The 18020-nt window shown below is 69.4% G+C and carries 16 protein-coding genes and 3 pseudogenes; 10 read left to right on the plus strand and 9 right to left on the minus strand.

The annotated features are described in order from the left end of the window. Nucleotides 1–21: 21 nt before the first annotated feature. Both ABZX02_RS31695 and ABZX02_RS31700 read right to left on the minus strand, forming a co-directional pair. Entirely contained in the window at nt 22–1185 is a 1164-nt protein-coding gene (locus tag ABZX02_RS31695) for a hypothetical protein (RefSeq protein WP_355303633.1), read from the minus strand. Between the two features lie 71 nt (nt 1186–1256). Then, nucleotides 1257–2414, minus strand: a complete 1158-nt coding sequence (locus tag ABZX02_RS31700; protein WP_355303635.1) for an NAD(P)/FAD-dependent oxidoreductase — start codon at nt 2412–2414, stop codon at nt 1257–1259. A gap of 75 nt (nt 2415–2489) precedes the next feature. Here ABZX02_RS31700 and ABZX02_RS31705 point away from each other — a divergent pair, with 75 nt between their 5' ends. Together ABZX02_RS31705 and ABZX02_RS31710 are read left to right on the plus strand one after the other, a co-directional pair. Next, nucleotides 2490–3086, plus strand: a complete 597-nt coding sequence (locus ABZX02_RS31705; RefSeq protein WP_355303637.1) for a TetR family transcriptional regulator — start codon at nt 2490–2492, stop codon at nt 3084–3086. 34 nt (nt 3087–3120) lie between these two features. After that, on the plus strand, nt 3121–5574 hold the full coding sequence (locus ABZX02_RS31710; protein ID WP_355303639.1) for a hypothetical protein: 2454 nt from the start codon (nt 3121–3123) through the stop codon (nt 5572–5574). On the opposite strand, the gene ABZX02_RS31715 is transcribed toward ABZX02_RS31710, so the two are convergent. The 3 genes from ABZX02_RS31715 to uvrA all read right to left on the minus strand — a co-directional run bounded on the left by ABZX02_RS31715 (nt 5575) and on the right by uvrA (nt 9233). Continuing rightward, a complete protein-coding gene (locus ABZX02_RS31715) occupies nt 5575–6042 on the minus strand; it encodes an SRPBCC family protein (protein WP_355303641.1) in 468 nt (155 codons plus the stop codon). It lies immediately after the preceding gene. 129 nt (nt 6043–6171) lie between these two features. Next, the gene (locus ABZX02_RS31720) at nt 6172–6354 is read right to left on the minus strand and encodes a hypothetical protein (RefSeq protein ID WP_355303643.1); all 183 of its coding nucleotides are present in this window, start codon (nt 6352–6354) and stop codon (nt 6172–6174) included. After that, nucleotides 6354–9233, minus strand: a complete 2880-nt coding sequence (gene uvrA, locus ABZX02_RS31725) for an excinuclease ABC subunit UvrA (RefSeq protein ID WP_355303645.1) — start codon at nt 9231–9233, stop codon at nt 6354–6356. Before uvrA ends, ABZX02_RS31720 begins: the two co-directional genes overlap by 1 nt. A 225-nt stretch (nt 9234–9458) precedes the next feature. Here uvrA and ABZX02_RS31730 point away from each other — a divergent pair, with 225 nt between their 5' ends. After that, nucleotides 9459–10211 carry a maleylpyruvate isomerase family mycothiol-dependent enzyme gene (locus tag ABZX02_RS31730; RefSeq protein ID WP_355303647.1) on the plus strand — a complete coding sequence of 251 codons (753 nt, stop codon included), beginning with the start codon at nt 9459–9461 and terminating at the stop codon, nt 10209–10211. Nucleotides 10212–10258: 47 nt separating this feature from the next. Here the strand turns inward: ABZX02_RS31730 and ABZX02_RS31735 are convergent. Then, nucleotides 10259–11218 (minus strand): annotated as a pseudogene (locus ABZX02_RS31735) (acyltransferase); the annotation flags it as partial. A 138-nt stretch (nt 11219–11356) separates the two neighbouring features. Here ABZX02_RS31735 and ABZX02_RS31740 point away from each other — a divergent pair. Both ABZX02_RS31740 and ABZX02_RS31745 read left to right on the plus strand, forming a co-directional pair. Then, nucleotides 11357–12034: an MBL fold metallo-hydrolase gene (locus tag ABZX02_RS31740; RefSeq protein WP_355303649.1), complete on the plus strand. Its 678-nt coding sequence runs from the start codon at nt 11357–11359 to the stop codon at nt 12032–12034. 97 nt (nt 12035–12131) lie between these two features. Next, a complete protein-coding gene (locus ABZX02_RS31745; protein ID WP_355303651.1) occupies nt 12132–13223 on the plus strand; it encodes a hypothetical protein in 1092 nt (363 codons plus the stop codon). Nucleotides 13224–13235: 12 nt separating this feature from the next. On the opposite strand, the gene ABZX02_RS31750 is transcribed toward ABZX02_RS31745, so the two are convergent. Then, nucleotides 13236–13811, minus strand: a complete 576-nt coding sequence (locus ABZX02_RS31750) for a hypothetical protein (RefSeq protein ID WP_355303653.1) — start codon at nt 13809–13811, stop codon at nt 13236–13238. A gap of 190 nt (nt 13812–14001) precedes the next feature. Here ABZX02_RS31750 and ABZX02_RS31755 point away from each other — a divergent pair. The 5 genes and pseudogenes from ABZX02_RS31755 to rnhA form a co-directional block, all read left to right on the plus strand. Then, nucleotides 14002–14247, plus strand: a pseudogene (locus ABZX02_RS31755) (amidase family protein); the annotation flags it as partial. A gap of 258 nt (nt 14248–14505) precedes the next feature. Then, on the plus strand, nt 14506–14772 hold the full coding sequence (locus ABZX02_RS31760; protein WP_355303970.1) for an amidase family protein: 267 nt from the start codon (nt 14506–14508) through the stop codon (nt 14770–14772). Continuing rightward, nucleotides 14769–15089 (plus strand): hypothetical protein, encoded by a 321-nt coding sequence (locus tag ABZX02_RS31765; RefSeq protein ID WP_355303654.1) that lies wholly within the window; start codon nt 14769–14771, stop codon nt 15087–15089. The genes ABZX02_RS31760 and ABZX02_RS31765 overlap by 4 nt, the downstream gene beginning before the upstream one ends. A 42-nt stretch (nt 15090–15131) precedes the next feature. Next, nucleotides 15132–15509 carry a DUF1801 domain-containing protein gene (locus ABZX02_RS31770; RefSeq protein ID WP_355303656.1) on the plus strand — a complete coding sequence of 126 codons (378 nt, stop codon included), beginning with the start codon at nt 15132–15134 and terminating at the stop codon, nt 15507–15509. Nucleotides 15510–15520: 11 nt separating this feature from the next. Next, nucleotides 15521–15946, plus strand: a pseudogene (gene rnhA / locus ABZX02_RS31775) (ribonuclease HI); the annotation flags it as partial. 284 nt (nt 15947–16230) lie between these two features. Here rnhA and ABZX02_RS31780 read toward each other — a convergent pair. Both ABZX02_RS31780 and ABZX02_RS31785 read right to left on the minus strand, forming a co-directional pair. Further along, nucleotides 16231–16854 (minus strand): class I SAM-dependent methyltransferase, encoded by a 624-nt coding sequence (locus ABZX02_RS31780; protein ID WP_355303658.1) that lies wholly within the window; start codon nt 16852–16854, stop codon nt 16231–16233. Then, on the minus strand, nt 16851–17987 hold the full coding sequence (locus ABZX02_RS31785; RefSeq protein WP_355303660.1) for a PLP-dependent aminotransferase family protein: 1137 nt from the start codon (nt 17985–17987) through the stop codon (nt 16851–16853). The genes ABZX02_RS31780 and ABZX02_RS31785 overlap by 4 nt, the downstream gene beginning before the upstream one ends. Between the last annotated feature and the right edge of the window lie 33 nt (nt 17988–18020).

Genomic DNA, 18020 nt, shown 5'->3' on the forward strand with positions numbered 1-18020 from the left:
GGGCCTTCCTCTCCCCTTTTCCTACTGGCCGGCGCGACTTCCGTCGGCCTTGGTGGCCCACCACTTCCCGCCAACGCCCTGCCCGTTGGCCTCACCGCAGACCTTGTCCCCTGCGAACAGGTACTGCGGCCACCCCGCGATGGTGAGCTGTTTCTTCCCGTCCCGCTCGATCGTCCCCACGAGCGAGGCGTCCACGCCCTGCACCTGGAAGCCCTCGCTGACGAAGGCGGGCGGCCACTGCTCCGCGCACTTGCCGGAGCAGGTGCTCGTCGGCGGTTCCGCGGAGTCGTCGTCGAACCGGTAGAGCGTCATTCCGTCCTTGTCGGTGGCGACGACCCCGAGATCACCCACGGTCGCACTGGTGAGCGCGATCGCCTTGTTCTGCTGGGCCTTCTTCCCGTCGACCGCCGTCGCGAACCACTTCGGGACCGTGACGCCCTTGGCCTCACCGGGCTTGCTGTCGTTCTTGAACGTGTACTGCGGCCAGCCCGCGACGGTGAGCTGCTTCGTGCCGTCCGCGCGGGCGACGGTGCCGAGCAGCTTCGGGTCGACGCCCTTCACCCGCGGCGCCTCCCCCTCGACGAGGACCGGCGGCCAGGCCTCGGCGCAGCCACCGTCGCAAGTGGACTTCGGCGGCTGGGCCGTGTCGTCGTCGAAGCGGTAGAGCGTGAGGCCCGCGTTGTTGGTGAGCACCGCGCCGAGTCCCGTGACGACACCGGTCCGTGCGGCGAGCTGGGTGCGGGCGCCGTCCCTGCCGGTGGCGAACCACTTGCCCTGCAGGCCCTGGCCCTTGGTCTCGCCGGGCTTGGTGTCCTTGGCGAACCGGTACTGCGGCATGCCGTCGATCGTGATCTGACGGCTGCCGTCCTTGCGGACGATCGAACCGACCAGGCCCTGTTCCACGCCCTCCACCGCGAAGTTCTCGGTGGGCACCGTGGCGGGCGGCCACGCCGCCGCGCACTCACCGTCGCAAGTGGACTCGCCGGGCTTGTCGCCGTCGAACCGGTAGAGGGTGAAGCCCTGGTCGTCGGTGACGACCGGACCGAGGTCCACGATCTCCGCGGTCTTGAGCGCCACCGCGCCCTCTTGCTGCTGCTGCGCCACCGGCTTGGTCTCCGGCGTCCCCGCACAGGCGGTCAGCGTGATCAACCCCAGTGCGACGACCGCGACGCTCCTGCGGATCATCCTGAACCTCCTGGCTAGTGCCTCCAACGCCCATCACACGTAGAGCGCGCCAGAACGGTTCAAACTTTTTTCTAGAACATCGCGCGCTTGAGCGCGGGCACGGCACTCGCGGTCCTGAGCACGGTCTTGAAGATCGTCCGCGCGACCGGTCCCCCGTCGGCGAACCGGCGTGCGGCCTGCAGCGAGTCGCGCACGGCCGCGAAACCGTAGTCGTACATCTCCTTCTCGTACCGGGCGATGGAGTCACCGCCCTCCCTGATGCACCGCGCGAGCAACTGGGCGTCCTTGAGGGCGATGTTCGCCCCGACGCCGCGCATCGGTGTCATGGCGTGGATGGCGTCGCCGAGCAGCGTCACGTTCGTCGACTGCCAGCGTTCGACCGGCTTCGACGACTGGATGCGCCACTCGCTGACCGTCTCCGCCGGCGACGACTCGACGATCCGGGTCAGGACCGGGCTCCACCGCCCGATCCGGCGCAGCACCTCGCGGCGCAGGTCCAGTCCGTCGTGGACGGTCAGGTCCACCGCCGCGTAGGCCCACATCAGGTAGGGACGCACGTTGTCGAACAACAGGTCGTCCTGGTCCGTCACGCCGAGCCCGTCGTGCGCGGCGAGGAACATGCCGGCCCGGCTCGTCGGCACGACCGTGTTGGCCCGGTCGACGAGCTCGCGCGGCACCCAGTCGTGGTCGTCGAGGAACAGCTTGCCCGCGATCGCCGTGACGCCGATCTTCTCCGTGCCCGCGTGCGGCAGGTACTGCGCCCGCACCCGCGACCGGATCCCGTCCGCACCGACCAGCACGTCGCAGGACTCGACGGAGCCGTCCTCGAAGTGCAGCTTGATGTCGTCACCCTGCTCGTAGCGCTCGAACCGCCGGCCGAACCGGACGTCCAGCCCGTCGAGCAGCACCTGCCGCAACGTGATCCGGCTGGCCGAGTAGTGCCGTTCCGCCTCCGGGTCGAGCACCAGCAACGGCCGGAGCCGCTCGTCCAGGAAGCCGAACCCGTTGCCGCCACTGCCCGCGCTCCGCTCGAACCGCTCCCAGCTCGCCGCGGGCAGGCACTCCCGCAACGCCGCCGCACCGTCCGGGTTGATGTGCACCCGGTACCCCTGCAGGCGGTCCGTGCGCGACAGCTCGCGCTCGTACACCGCCACGTCCACGCCGGCCCCACGCAGCCCGTGCGCGAGGCACAGACCACCGATTCCCCCACCGATCACCGCGATTCTCATGCCACCGAGTTTCAACCGTACGGTTGATTAAGTCAACCCGTTGGTTGATAACTGGCCGTCGGCTACCGTGACGCCGTGGATCAACGCCGTTCTCCCCGCGCCTCGGAGCGCAAGCGCGACCCGGAACGCACGCGGGCCCTGCTGCTGGAGGCGGCCGCGGCGGAGTTCGGCGCGAAGGGCTACGCGGCCACCCGCACCACGGACATCGCCGCGCGCGCGGGCGTGAACAAGCAGCTGATCTCCTACTACTTCGGCGGCAAGGAAGGCCTGTACAAGGAGCTCGCCACGAGCTGGCACTCCTCCGCGGCCGAGATGGCGAGCCGGCACCAGGCGCTGGACGAGGTCGTGTCCGGCTTCGTGATGACCACGCTCACCGACCACGGCCGCGTGTGGGCGTGGGCGAACCTGGCCGGCGACAGCCCGCCGACCGACGAGGAGTTCTTCCAGGCGCAGGTGGAGGAGATGCGCCAGCGCCAGGCCGCGGGCGAGCTCCCCGCGGGCATGGAACCCGAGTACGTGCTGCTGGCGTTGATGGCGGCGGCCTCGGCGCCGTTGACGTTGCGGCAGAGCGCGGGCCAGATCACCGGCGAGGACCCGTCGACGCCCGAGTTCGCGGCGAAGTACGCGCAGCAGCTCGCCATCCTGGTGAGGCACCTGTCTCACCGAAGCTGACTTCCTTTCCCCCCAAACTCTGTACCGTTTTCCCATGGACGAGTTCAGACCGCCCGTCACCGCGAGGAACGAGCTGTCGCAGACGACGTCTGACGCGATCGACAAGGTGCGCGAGGGCCTGACGGAGCCCGACGCCAAGTACTCGGTGAACCTCGGCAAGGCCAAGGGCGTCATCGTCGGCGACAACGCCCGGCAGTGGAACACCTTCTGGGAGCTGCCGAAGAGCGTGCGGCGGCTGCTGATCGTTCTGCTCACCGGCGTCCTGGTCGTCGGCACGGGAGTCGTCGTGGTGCGGTGGGTCGTCCCGGCGTTCGCGCCCGTCTACAAGACGACGTTCCTGATCGACGCGGCCGGAGGGGACCTGGCGAGCGTCACCGGCGCGTTGACGACCATCGTCGGCAACTCGGGCGAGCGCGATTCGCAGTCGTTGCGCAGCTTCGGCGGTGAATGCGGGTCCGAGGAGAACACGACGCAGCTCGTCGGGTTCGGCACGGGCAACGGGCGGGAGATCGCGGAGGCCGCGCGGTCCGTGCGACAGACCGGTGAAGCCACGCTGCAGCGCGGAATCGTCGAGGCGGTCGCCGACTTCAGCACGCCGCTGTCGCTGAAAGCCAAGCAGGTCAACAGGATCATCGTCGTCACCCGGCACGGTGAGGACGCCTGCGACCCCGACGCCGAGTTCGTCCAGGCCCAGATCCGCGACCGGGTCGCGGCGGCCGGGCTGTCGCTCGAGTTCCGGTTTATCGGCTACCAGGTCGGCGACGAGCGCGCCGAGCTGACGCGGCTGGCCACCCGCCTCCAGCAGCAGGCACCGGCGTTCACGGACTCGCCGGAAGAGCTGCGGCGCGTGCTCGAGTGGTTCACCACCACCGAACCGGTGCTGCGGTCGTCGCAGTCGGTCGTCACCGTCCTGAACCCGACCGTGGACAAGCTCAACTCGGCCACGAAGTCCGTGGAGGACGGGCGTTTCGACCTCGCCGAGTCCGCGCTGGCACAGGCCCGTGCCGCCGTCGTCGACCTCCAGATCGAGGACCTCGACGGCCGCACCGGACGCGGTGCGGTTGCGGGACATGTCGGTGCGGCTGCGGACGTTGCAGGGCGAGGTGGTCGCGGGCGCGGAGAAGTTGCTCGCCGCGGCGCGGTCGGGAGGGAACCTGGCCGGGCCGCTCGACGTCTACACCCGTGCCGCGGCCGCGTACAACGCCGAGGCGCAGCAGATGACCGAGGCGCTCACGTCGTTGCGCGCCAAGGGGCCGGGGGGCGTGCGATGAGACGGTGGCTGTCGGTGGGGGCGGCGGTGCTCGTGCTGCTGGCGTTGGTCAGCGGCGGCTTGGTGCTCGTGCTGACGCCCGCCCACCGCACCACGTTCCTCGTCGACTCCTCCGAGTCCGCGGACTTCCGCGACGTCGCCGACGCCGTCGGGACGGCGGCCGCGAACATGTCGCCGGACGACGCGCTGGCGTTGCGCCGCTTCGGCGGCACGTGCGAGACCCCCGACACGGCGGAGCTGGTCACGCCCGGCGCCGGCCAGGCGGCGCGGATCGGCGACGCCGCCCGCGCGATCACCCCGAGCGGCAAGCCCACGCTGCTCAGCGGGGTCGTCGCCGCGATCGACGACTTCGCGCGCGCCTACCCGTTGCGCGGCAGCGAGACCAACCGGATCGTCGTGGTCGCCCGCGGCGGCGCCGACGCGTGCGGCAAGAGCGCCGACGAGGTGCGCGCGATCATCCGGGAGCACACCGAACGGGCCGGCGTGCGGGTCGACTTCCGGTTCGTCGGGCACCGGCTGACCTCCGAGCAGGCCAAGGTGCTGAAGGCCATAGCGGACGCGACCGAGGCGCAGGCCACCCGGTTCACCGACGACACCGCCGAGCTCGTCATCACCATGAAGGAGGTGTCGGTGCCGACCTCGCTGGTGGCGAGGGAGGTCGTGCTGCCGAAGTCGCCCTGCGAACTGGTGACGCCGGAGGTGCTGTCGGCCGCTGATCCCCGCCCGTCGGAGCCCCAGGGGGTCGACTCGTACTACGCCGGCATCAACTGCCAGCAGGACCGGTATGTGCTCGCCACGGCCGTGTACGGCCCACCTCTGGACCAGGAGTTCCCGGTCATCTTCGAACTGAAGGACCAGAAGTGGCAGGTGAAGAAGGTGGACGCGCCGGGGACCTTTCCCTGCGGCGACATTCCCAAGGACGTCTGGAAGGCCTGGGACATCCGCTGCACCCCCGCACCGGTCGTCTGCCGTGACGCCACCGACTACACCAAGGTGACCGACATGAACGACGTCGGCTGCCCCGTCGCGATCGACATCGCCGACCGGTACATCGCCGCGGCCCGGGCAGGTCAGACCCAGGGCACCGGGACGTTCTGGATCACCGACGAGTGGACGTGCTCGAAGTACCCGATGCCGGACCGCCCGAACGTGGCCAACCCGCTGCAGTGCGAGCGCAACGCCGACCGCGCGGTCGTGCGCCTGGGCGACAACTGGTGACTAGGGCTCGCGGCGCGCGGCGGCCTTCTCCTCCAGCGCCTGCTTGAGCCCCTTGAGCCCGCCGCGCATCATCATGTCGTGGTTGCCGCGGAAGAACGGCTTGGCGATCAGCACCAGGCGCCGCAGCAACGCCTTGTTGACCACGACCTCCTGGTCGAACACGAGGTCGGTGCCCCCGTCGCGGCCGGTGATCTCCCAGCTCGCGTAGCCCTCCAGGTCACCGGACAGAGCGGCCCGCAGCAGACCTGCCTGCTGGTTGCGGATGCTGTGCCTGACCTGCACGACCAGGTCGAACGGCAGGAAGGACCGGCAGCGGAGCTCGCCGGTCTCGTCGTCGATCTTCGTGGCCTTGCGGACCTCGCGCCACCACAGCGGGTAGTTCGCGATGTCGGACAGCACCTCGTACACGTCGTCCGGAGGCGCGTCGACGTGCCACACGCTGTGGAAGCGATAGCGGTTCAGTGGCACGGCCGCCATCATCCCGGATACCTCGTCCGAGTGACAGGTCCTGGGCAAAAGTCACATCAGACCGGGAATTCCTCACGAGCTGTACTACGGCTCTAGCGGGGCTCCAGTGCCCCACTAGGCCGTCGGTGTTCACTTGTCCAGTAGCCGAGGAAGCCGTTCCACGGTTCGCAACCAGCTGACGGTCGCGACGCGCCGGAGTGCCTGCTCCGACGAGTCGAGAGCCTCGACGAGGCTGAAGGGGTACGTCACGGGCTCCCCGCGCGACGCCTGAAGGGCGCGCTCGCGGTGGGCCAGCGCATCGAGTGGAATCATCACCCTGCTGCCGACACCTCCTCGTTTTCGAGCACCTGCAGCAAGAACTGCCCCGTGTAGCTCTTCTCGACCTGCGAGACCTGCTCGGGCGTGCCCTCTGCTACGACCATACCGCCGCCGGAGCCCCCTTCGGGACCCATGTCGACGATCCAGTCGGACGTCTTGATGACGTCGAGGTTGTGCTCGATGACGATGACGGTGTTCCCCTTGTCCACCAAGCCGTTGATGACGCCCAGCAGCTTGCGGATGTCCTCGAAGTGCAGGCCCGTGGTGGGCTCGTCGAGGATGTAGACCGTCTTGCCCGTCGACCGCTTCTGCAGCTCCGACGCGAGCTTCACGCGCTGCGCCTCACCACCGGAGAGCGTGGGCGCCGGCTGCCCGAGCCGCACGTAGCCCAGACCGACCTCGACCAGCGTCTTCAGGTGGCGGTGGATGGCGTTGATCGGCTCGAAGAACGTCGTGGCCTCCTCGATCGGCATGTCGAGGATCTCGGAGATCGTCTTGCCCTTGTAGTGCACTTCCAGCGTCTCGCGGTTGTACCGCGCGCCCTTGCAGACCTCGCAGGGGACGTAGACGTCCGGGAGGAAGTTCATCTCGATCTTGATCGTGCCGTCGCCCGCGCACGCCTCGCAGCGGCCGCCCTTGACGTTGAAGGAGAAGCGGCCGGGCTGGTAGCCGCGGACCTTCGCCTCCGTGGTCGCCGCGAACAGCTTGCGGACGTGGTCGAACACGCCGGTGTAGGTGGCCGGGTTGGACCGCGGGGTGCGGCCGATCGGCGACTGGTCGACGCGCACCAGCTTGTCGACCTCGTTCAGGCCGTTGATGCGCGTGTGGCGGCCCGGCACCTGGCGCGCGCCGTTGAGCTTGTTCGCGAGCACCGTGGCCAGGATGTCGTTGACCAGCGTCGACTTGCCCGAGCCGGACACGCCGGTGACCGACGTGAGCGTGCCGAGCGGGAACGCCACGTCGATGCCGCGCAGGTTGTGCTCGCGGGCACCCACGACAGTGAGCTGGCGCTTCTTGTCGATCTTGCGGCGCTTCGCGGGCATCGGGATCGACTTGCGGCCCGACAGGTACGCGCCGGTGATCGACTCCTTGTTGCTCAGCAGCTTCTTGTACGGGCCGCTGTGCACGACCTTGCCGCCGTGCTCACCGGCGCCGGGGCCGATGTCGACCACCCAGTCCGACGTGCGGATCGTGTCCTCGTCGTGCTCGACGACGATCAGCGTGTTGCCGAGGTCGCGCAGCCTCGTCAGCGTCTCGATCAACCGGTGGTTGTCGCGCTGGTGCAGGCCGATCGACGGCTCGTCCAGCACGTACAGCACGCCCACGAGACCGGAGCCGATCTGGGTGGCGAGCCGGATGCGCTGCGCCTCGCCGCCGGACAGCGTGCCGGAGGCGCGGTCGAGCGAGAGGTAGTCGAGGCCGACGTCGAGCAGGAAGTGCAGGCGGGCCTGGATCTCCTTGAGCACCGCGCCCGCGATCATCGACTCGCGCTTGCCGAGCTTGAGCCCGTCGAGGAAGTCGGAGCACTCCGAGACGCTCATCGCGCAGACCTCGGCGATGGAGCGGTCGCCCTTCTTGCCGTGGTGCAGCGTGACGGCGAGGATCTCGGGCTTGAGGCGAGTGCCCTGACACGCGGGGCACGGGACCTCGCGCATGTAGCCCTCGTACTTCTCCCGCATGTACTCGGACTCGGTCTGCTCCTGACGCCGTTCGAGGAACGGGATGACGCCCTCGTAGTTGGCGTAGTAGGAGCGCTCACGGCCGTAGCGGTTCTTGTAGCGGACGTGCACCTGCTCGTCGATGCCGTGCAGGATGGCCTTCTGCGCCTTGGCCGGCAGGTGCCGCCACTGCGTGTCCATCCGGTAGCCGATGGTCTCGCCAAGCGACTGCAGCAGGCGGATGAAGTACTCCGCGGTCTGCCCGCCGGCCCACGGCGCGATGGCCCCGTCGGCCAGGCTCAGCTCGTCGTCCGGGACCACGAGCTCCGGGTCGACCTCCTTCTTGACGCCGATGCCCGTGCAGACCACGCACGCGCCGTACGGCGAGTTGAAGGAGAACGACCTCGGCTCCAGGTCCTCGATCGCGAGCGGGTGGCCGTTGGGGCACGCGAGGTTCTCGGAGAAGCCCCTGATCCGCTTCGGGTCCGTCTCCGGGAGGTCGACGAACTCGAGCTCGACCAGGCCGTCGGCGAGTCGCAGCGCCGTCTCCACCGAGTCGGTGAGGCGCTGCTTCTGCGCCGCCTTGACGCTCAGGCGGTCGATGACGACCGCGATGTGGTGCTTCTCCTGCTTCTTGAGCTTGGGCACCTCGGCCAGCGCGTAGACCGCACCGTCGACCTTCACGCGCGAGTAGCCCTGACCCTGCAGGTTCTGGAACAGGTCGAGGTACTCGCCCTTGCGGCCGCGGATGACCGGCGCGAGCACCTGGAACTTGGTGCCCTGCTCCATCGCGAGCACCTGGTCGACGATCTCCTGCGGCGTCTGCTTGCCGATCGCCTCACCGCACTGCGGGCAGTGCGGCTTGCCGGCGCGGGCGTAGAGCAGGCGCAGGTAGTCGTAGACCTCGGTGATCGTGCCGACGGTCGAACGCGGGTTGCGGCTCGTGGACTTCTGGTCGATCGAGACCGCGGGCGAGAGGCCCTCGATGAAGTCGACGTCGGGCTTGTCCATCTGCCCGAGGAACTGCCGCGCGTACGCCGAGAGCGACTCGACGTACCGGCGCTGGCCCTCGGCGAAGATCGTGTCGAAAGCCAGGCTCGACTTGCCGGAGCCGGACAGCCCCGTGAAGACGATCAGGCTGTCCCTCGGCAAGTCGAGATCGACGCCGCGCAGGTTGTGCTCGCGGGCGCCGCGAACAACAAGACGGTCTGCCACTGGGGTCCCTTCGGCTGCGATTGGCGGGTCACTCACGCCACACTCTTCCGAACAAGCGTTCGAAGCGTACTAGCACCTTCACGGAGGCAGCGACCGACCCGCCGACCATGCTAGGGGTGACCCCTGACAAAAACGGTTCTGACGCCTATCGCATTCCCCTGAGCTGCGATTACCCATAGGCTGAACGCTTCGATCACGAGCCTCAACGTCGGGGAGAGGCAGCACATGACCTACACGCCGTCCACCGAGCAGACGTCCGTACCGGCACCGCGAGGGGTGCCTGACCGGCACATCAACGCCGTGCGCCAGGCGACGGACGTGCTCTACGAGGTCGTCGAGGAGCTGGACGAGGCCGCGGTGCGCGGCGACTCGCTGCTGCCCGGCTGGACCCGGGGACACGTCATCACCCACCTCGCGCGCAACGCCGACGCACTGGTGAACCTGCTCACGTGGGCCAAGACAGGCGTCGAGCACCAGGCCTACACGTCGCGCGCGGACCGCGACGCCGACATCGAAGAGGGTTCCCACCGGCTCCTCCAGGTGATCAAGGCGGACCTGGACTCCGCGTGCCAGCGGTTCGAGACCGCGTGCCGCGAGTTCCCGGCGCACGCGTGGCGCACCGAGGTCACCGCGCCCAAGGGGCAGGCGATCCCGGCGTCCACCGTGCCGTTGTTCCGCCTGCGCGAGATCTGGATCCACCTGATCGACCTGAACGCGGGCGTGGGCTTCGACGACCTGCCCGCCGACTTCGTGGAGGAGTTCCTCGACGACGCGGTGAAGCAGTTCGAGGGCAGGGTCGACGCGCTGGAGATCGAGGTGACCCTGCCCGACGGTTCTCAGCGCAGCTGGACGCTCAACGGCCCGGCGAGCCGCAGCTCGGTCAGCGGGTCGGCGAGCGCGGTCCTGGGGTGGCTCACCGGCAGGACGGACGGCTCCGGCCTGCGCGGCGAACTGCCGGACCTGCCCGACTGGATCTGAGTGAGCAGCTTGTAGGCGGGGCGTTCGACGAACTTCGTCATCGCCCAGCCGAGCACCAGCGCCGAGGTGAGGAAGCCCGCGAGGAGCCACCAGGACCGCAGCCCACCGGCGTGCATGCGGTCCATCACCACGGTGCCAATCTGCTGGTGCACGAGGTAGACGCCGTAGGAGATGCCGGCGAGCCACGTGACCGGCCGCGCGACCGGGGCGAAGAACACCCAGTCGGGTCCGGCGGCCGCCGCGCACACCATGAGCAGCAGCACGGCGAACCCGAGCGTCGACCCGTACTCGGTCGTGTGCACCGCCTGGGCCACCAGCGTGGCGACGAGGAGCGCGACCAGGTGCGGCGTCTTCAGCCTGTCCTTGTGCCACAGCCAGATGGCGATGCCGGCGGCGAACAGCTGCGCCCGGTGCAGCGCGAACCCGTTGTAGATCACGAACAGCGTGTGCGAGTGGTCCAGCAACGGCCTGAGCAGCAACGGCGTGATGATCAGCGCCCACAGGAAGACGCGGAGCCCGGTGCCCCTCAGTCGCTTCACGAGCACCGCACCGGCGATGAACGCGGCGATCTGCACCGGCACGGTCCAGTAGGCGAAGTCGACGATGTTGACGTCCGGGAACCACTGGTTGACCAGCAGCAGGTTGTAGACGACGTCCCTGCTGTCGAGCTGGCTCCAACCCTCCGGCGCGATCCATCTCTGCACCGCGTAGGTGAGCAGCACCGCCGCCATGTACGCGGGCAGCAGTCTGGCGAGTCTTCTCCACAGGAACTGCCCTGGCTTGCCGCTGTCGAGCGACGCACAGGCGAAGAAAGCCGAGACGACCATCAGCGTGCTGGCGCCCATCGACATCGGGAAGGTGAACGGCAGCGGCCCGAGGTCGGGATGGCTGCTGACGCTCGTGAGCGTGGCGTGGTGGAGCAGCACGCACCCGATGGCGACGACGCGGAGGACGTCCCAGCTGACCCTGCGGGCCTTCTGGGGCTTCTGTCGTTGCGCTGGAATCACGAGAGGCGGGGACCTGTTCGTTGGTGCTTTCGGGGTAAGCGGCGACTAGGTGTTGACCTTTACTTACCCTATGAGTGCAACCTGTATGCAACCTGAAGGTGTGCGGTGCACCGCTTCGAGCGACTACCGTCTGCCACCGTGGACGTACTCGAGAACTACACCGGTCACGTTGATCCAGACGGCCCCGCGGCCCGCCGCACCCTGACCGCGCTGACCATCACGAAGATCTCCGTCGGCCCGATGGACAACAACGCCTACCTGCTGGTTTGCCGGTCCACGAACGAAGCGTTGCTCATCGACGCGGCCAACGACCACGAGCGCCTCTCGGACCTCCTGGGCTCCTCCCCGGACCACCCGAACCTGCGCACGATCGTGACGACGCACCAGCACGCCGATCACTGGCAGGCACTCGGAGCACTGGCGGAGGCCCAGAGCGCGAACACCGTCGCGCACGAGCTGGACGCCTCGGTCCTCCCCGTCCCCCCGAACGTCCTCGTGGACCACGGCGACACCATCAACGTGGGAGAAGTCCCGCTGTCGATCATCCACCTGCGCGGCCACACGCCGGGCTCGATCGCGGTCGTCTACGACGACCCGGACGGCCACCCGCACCTCTTCACCGGAGATTCACTCTTTCCGGGGGGTGTGGGGAAGACCACGTCCGCGGACAACTTCGCCTCGTTGATCAACGACGTGGAGGACCGGCTGTTCGCGGTGCTGCCCGACGACACGTGGTTCTACCCGGGGCACGGCGACGACTCGACCCTCGGCAAGGAGCGCCCGTCGCTCGCGGAGTGGCGTTCGCGCGGCTGGTAGGGCTCGGACCTGGCGAGGTTCACTCGTCCGGCGGGCCAGTCGCGCACTTCTCCCCAGCATGATCGAAGTGGGTTCGTGCTGGGGGAAGGGACGACGCATGTCCTTCACGCCGTTGGTCGCCTTGAAGAGCAAGACGGGTGAGTTCGACTCGCTGCGCCATCTCGACGAGGGTGAGAACGCCGCGCCCAGGGTCATCGTCGAGCTCCTCGACTCCGTGCAGCCCGAGGGGCGTGGGGTCATTCGTTCGCTGGTCGACGCCGCGGTGGAGCTGGCCGTGCGAGGACGTCCCGCCTGGGTCGACCCGCACCTGCTCACGTCCGCCGGCGGGCTCGCGCAGTGCGCCGGCGGTCCGTTCGAGCACCTCGACAACCGCATCGAGAACGCGTTGCAGGACAGGTGCGGACTCTTCACCCCCGACGTGCCCGCCCTGGTCCCGGTCGTCCCGGCCTCGGCGACCGACACCCAGCTGAGGGCGATCGCGCTGCTCCAGGAGCACCGGCCGCGGGAGGTCGTGGTCCGCTTCCGCGACCTCGGCACCGACCGGCTCGCAGACCGCCTCGGCCACATCGCACACCTGACGCGCCTCGGCGACCAGGCGATGCACGCCGTCATCGACCTGGGGCACGTCGAGACCGTCCACCCCCGGCAGGTCGAGGCGGCCCGCTCGCTCGCCAGGGCGCTGACCGACCACCTGGGACCTGCCTCGACGACGCTGCTCGCCGGCTCGGTCCCCCACACCCGGCTCGGGTACGCCACCACCGTCCGGGACCGGGTGGAGGTCCGGCTCTGGAGCGAGGTCGCGGCCGGGGTGGGCGGAGCGGTGATCCACTACGGCGACTACGGCGTGGTCCACCCGCACCCGCCCGCGGTCAGCGGCGGGGACGCCCGCCTGCCCAACCCGTACTTCGTCTACACCGTGCCCGGCAACGCGATCACGCTGCGACGCCAGCTCGACCGGGAGGGCGGGAAGGTGGCGGAAGGCGCGGCCGTCGAGGCGTTCTCCGACATCGCCGACGAGCTCGTGGCCAGGCAGGAGTTCGCCGGCAGCGGCTACTCGTGGGGCGACCGCGAGCTGGCCGGGTGCCGTCGCGGCGGAGACCGGACCGCGGGTTCGGTCCCGCGCTGGATCGCGCTGGCCACGTCACACCACATCGCACACCTGACGCGCCGTGCGCCGGGCGAGCTGTGACCGGAGGAGGTGTCAGGCGTCGAGCAGGTCCAGGTACCCGGTGGTCGTGCGCCACAACGCGTCCGAGTACGGCGTGAGCTTGCCGGGACTCCACCGGTGATCGGTGTAGGCCTGGTTCTCGCGCCGCAACGCCCTCAGGCTCACCGCGAGCTCGTCCTCCACCCGCTTCCGCAGCTCCTCGGGCGACGGCGCGGCCGTGCGCACCAGCTCAGCGGTGCCGTCGCCGACCGCCGCAAGCGCCTCCTCGCTGACGCCGTCCGCTGCGCTCCAGAGCAGCGCGGGCCGCTCGATGCGGTGGTTCCACACCGGGGCGTCCTTCGACCGCCACCGCGCCTCGAACGGGTTGCGCGACAGCCGCGTCGAGTTCGCCCAGTGCTCGGCCCCGACCGGTTCGCTCAGCCAGGGCACCTCGTCCACCGGCAGGTCGGTGACCAGCGCGACCTGGATGGCGTCGACGTCGCGCGGGACGTCGAGCAGATCGCCGAAGACCCACAGCTCGACCACCTGGAACCGGAAGAACGACGCCGGCAGCTCGCCGCACTTCTCGGCGAGTTCGGTCAGGTGGTGCACCGCACGAGTCCATTTCACGAGGTGGATCATGCCTGACGCGGTCGCCCAGGCCCTGGCGCGCCTGGAAGCCGTCGAACCCGCGCTGTGCGCGTTCCACGAGGTGTTCAACACGCCCTCTCTCGACGTGGACCCCTCACTTCCGTTCGCGGGCATGCCCATCGCAGTGAAGCGAGGTGAACGCGTAAGTCACCGAGAAGCGTTGGTGGCCATGGGGTGCGTGCCCATCGGGTTGACCACCACGCCCGATGGCAGCACTCCGTGGCAGACGTGGGGCCGCAACTCTCGCGGCGTCACACGCAACCCGTGGAACCTCGACCGCACCCCAGGCGGTTCGTCGGCGGGCTCGGCCGTGGCGGTGGCGTCCGGCATCGTGCCGCTGGCCACGGGCGTGGACGGTGCGGGTTCGATCCGCGTCCCTGCCGCGTGGTGCGGTGTGTTCGGACTGAAGACGACCTCGGCCGAACGGGCGGCGGTCGGCGTGTTCACCCGCGACCCCGCGCTGCTCGCCACCTACCTGGGTGTCACCGAGTTCGGCACGCTCTCCGCCGTCTGGTCGACGGACCTGGGCTTCGCCGAGGTGGACGACGAGCAGGCGTCGCTCGCCTGGCGGGCGGCCGCACCGCTGCGCCCGAGACCCCTCGCACTGGAGTTGAAGGACCCGGCGGACGACTGGCTCGCCGGTCGCTGCGGACCGAATCCCGAATTGGACGCGGTGTTCGAGACCGCAGACCTGCTGCTCACCCCGACGACGCCCGGCCCGCCGCACGGCCACGACGGACCTGGCGAGCGCATCAACACGGCACTGACCTGGGCGTTCAACCTGAGCGGGCATCCGGCGATCAGCATTCCGGCCGGGTTCGACTCGTGCGGCCTGCCGGTCGGGCTGCAGGCCGTGGCGCGGCACGGCCGTGAGGCGGACCTGGTGGCCGCCGCACTGTTGACCTCCAGCGCGGTGGAGGTTGCACCCTGGCCGCCATGAACCTCGTCGTACGCGCGGAACAACAGTCCCTCTGGTTGTGCTTCGAGCCGTGGGCGAACCAGTACACGCTCCTGCCCGGTACTGCGGTCCTGGTCAGGTTTCCGCCGGACACCCCGGTCGAGATCGCGCACCACCGCGACGGTATGACGTTCTTCTCCCTCGGCGCGCACCCCGACCTGTACAGCGAGGACGGGAACGCCATCGAGCTCTACAGCGAGTACATGCCGATCTTCGGCGAGGACATGCCGATCGAGGCGCTGAGACACGTCATGGAGGTCATCCCGCCGATACGCGACGAGCCGGACCGCCTGAACTGACAACCGGTGTCGAGAAACGGCGAGAGGCTGCGACATAGGGCTATGGACGCGCGTATCGACGACTACATCGCTGGGCTGCCGGACTGGCAGCAGGACATCTGCCGCGAGGTGCGCCGACTGGTGCACGAGGCCGACCCGGAGGTCGAGGAGACCATCAAGTTCACCAACCGGCCCTACTTCGTGCTGGACGGCAACATCTGCGCGCTGCTCGGCACGAAGGACCACGTGAACGTGATGCTCTACGACAAGGCGATCGTGCCGGACCCGCACAACATCATCACGAGCGGCCACGGCAACAAGACCGCGCGCATGATCTCCGTGTACCGCGACCAGCAGATCAACGCGCCGGCGCTGGTCGAGATGTTCCGCCACATCATCGCCAACAACCGTCGGCGCAAGAGTGTCGGAGGTCGTCGGTAGCCTCATGCCGCATGGAGGTCGAGATCTACACCGACGGTGCGTGCAGCCCCAACCCCGGGCCGGGCGGCTGGGGTGCCGTGCTGCGCTACGGCGCGCACGAGAAGGACATGTACGGCGGTGACATCGGCCCGACGACGAACAACCGCATGGAACTGATGGCGCCCATCATGGCGTTGGAGAGCCTCACGCGCCCTTCCACCGTGAACCTGTACACGGACAGCACTTACGTCCGGAACGGCATCACGTCGTGGGTGCATGGCTGGAAGGCGAACGGCTGGGTCACGAAGGCCCGCGAGCCGGTCAAGAACTCCGACCTGTGGCGCCGCCTCGAGGAGGCCGCCGACCGCCACGAGGTCGAATGGCACTGGGTCAAGGGCCACGCCGGCCACCCGGAGAACGAACGCGCCGACCGCCTAGCGGTGCGGGGCGTCGAAGAGGTGACCGGCCGCACGGTCGAGCAGCCCGGCGCGAAGCCGAAGAAGGCCGCGAAGCCCAAGCAGCCGCCGCGTGAACTGAGCGGCGAACCGTGCGGCACCCCCACGAAGAAGGGCACGCCGTGCCCGATCACGGCGGGCGCGAACGGCCTGTGCCACATCCACGACCCGGCGTTGCAATGCGGTGCCACCACGAAGAAGGGCACGCCCTGCACGATCGCGACCGGCGGCGGCCGCTGCGAACACCACCAGGACGCGCTCGAACTGTTCCTGTGAGCACCCGTGTGTCACAGGGGCTCGTACCAGGAGTGAACGGCGGGCTGGCCGGTGTAGTTGGGGCCTGCCCGGTCGTCGGCACCTAGGTAGTCGAACGGCAGCCGCGGGGTGCCCTGCCCCTCGAAGCTGACGAGGCGCCTGCGGTTGTCGTAGCGGAATCCGTTGTCCCGCAAGGCCTTGGTCAGCACGCGACCGAACGGCGCGCCGTCGGCGCGGCGCACGCTCGCGACGTCGAAGTTCGCCACGAAACGGCCGCCTGGCGCGAGCCAGGACACGGCCCGCTCCAGCAGGCCGAGCTTGTCCCCCACGTAGTGCAGGCCGTGCACGCACGTCACGAGGTCGACCGGCTGCTCGGGCTCCCAGCGGTCCACCGGTGCGACGACGAAGTCCAGCCCGGCGCGTGCGGGTACGTGGTGGTCGACCAGGTCGACGCCGGTGATCACCACGCCGTCCCGCGCGGCCTCGGCGAGCGCTTTGCCCGAGCCGCAGCACAGGTCGACCCACCGGGCACCGGGCGGCAGCGCGACATCGATGCCCAGTTCGCGGCGGTAGCTCGCCAGCCCGCGTTCGCGGTTCATGTCGCGGTTCGCGACGACCGACGAGCTCCACAACGTCTCGTCGTCGGCCAGCCTCACAGCAGGACCTTCGCGAGCCGCGCCATGCCCTCCCCGATCTCCTCCACCGTGTTGGTGGTGAACGACATCCGCAGCGTCGCGTGGTCCGGTTCGGTCGCGAAGAAGGCCGCGCCGGGCACGAACGCGACGTCGTGCGACAGCGCGTCGTTCAGCAGCTCGGCGCTGTCCACGTCGCCGGGCAGCCGCAGCCACACGAACATGCCGCCGTCCGGGTCACTCCACGTCGTGCCGTCGGGCATGGTGGCGGGCAGAGCGGCGATCATCGCGTCGCGGCGCGCCCCGTACTCGACGCGCAGCCGGGCGATGTGAGCGTCGAGATCGGTGTGCGCCAGGTAGGTCGCGGCGGCGGCCTGGTCCACAGTGGACGTGTGGAGGTCGGCCGCCTGCTTCACGATCGTGAGCGTGCGCAGGAGGTCGGCCGGGGCTCGCAGCCAGCCCAGGCGCATGCCGGGAGCGCCGATCTTCGAGAAGCTGCCCAGGTAGATGGTGCGCTCGCTGGTGGCCGCGAGCGGCGGAACCGCGGTGCCGCGGTAGCGCAGTTCGCCGTACGGGTCGTCCTCGACGATCCACAGGTCGCGCGCGGCGGCGATCTCGGCGACCTCCGCACGACGGGCGGCAGTCAGCGTGCGGCCGGTCGGGTTCGCGAAGGTCGGGACGAGGTAGAGCAGATCGGGCTTCTCGGACTCGACGACCGACCTCAGCGACGACGGCACCAGGCCGTCGACGTCGCTCTCGACGGGCACGATGCGGGCGCCGGTCATGCGGAAGCACTGCAGCGCGGCCAGGTACGTCGGTTCCTCGACCGCCACGACGGCGCCGGGGCCGAGCATCGCGGTCGCCACGAGCGCGAGCGCCTGCTGCGACCCCGTGGTGATCAGGACGTCCGACGTCGGCAGGCCGAGGCCCGTCAGGCGGGCGGAGACCAGGTCCCGCAGCGCCGGATTCCCCTCCGTGGGCGCGTACTGCAGCACGGCGCGGTCCCGCAGGGCGCGGTCGTAGGCGGCGCGCACACCGTCCAGGTCGAACAGTTCGGGGGCAGGGAGGCCGCCGGCGAACGAGATGACCTCGGGGCGGGAGGTCAGCGCGAGCAGGTCGCGCACCGGGGAGCTGGCCACGGAGAGGTTGCGGTGCATGAACTTCACGTTAATCGGCACCCCTGACATCCC

Origin of the sequence: Lentzea sp. NPDC003310, from assembly GCF_040610935.1 — a bacterium.
Taxonomy (GTDB): Bacteria; Actinomycetota; Actinomycetes; order Mycobacteriales; family Pseudonocardiaceae; genus Lentzea.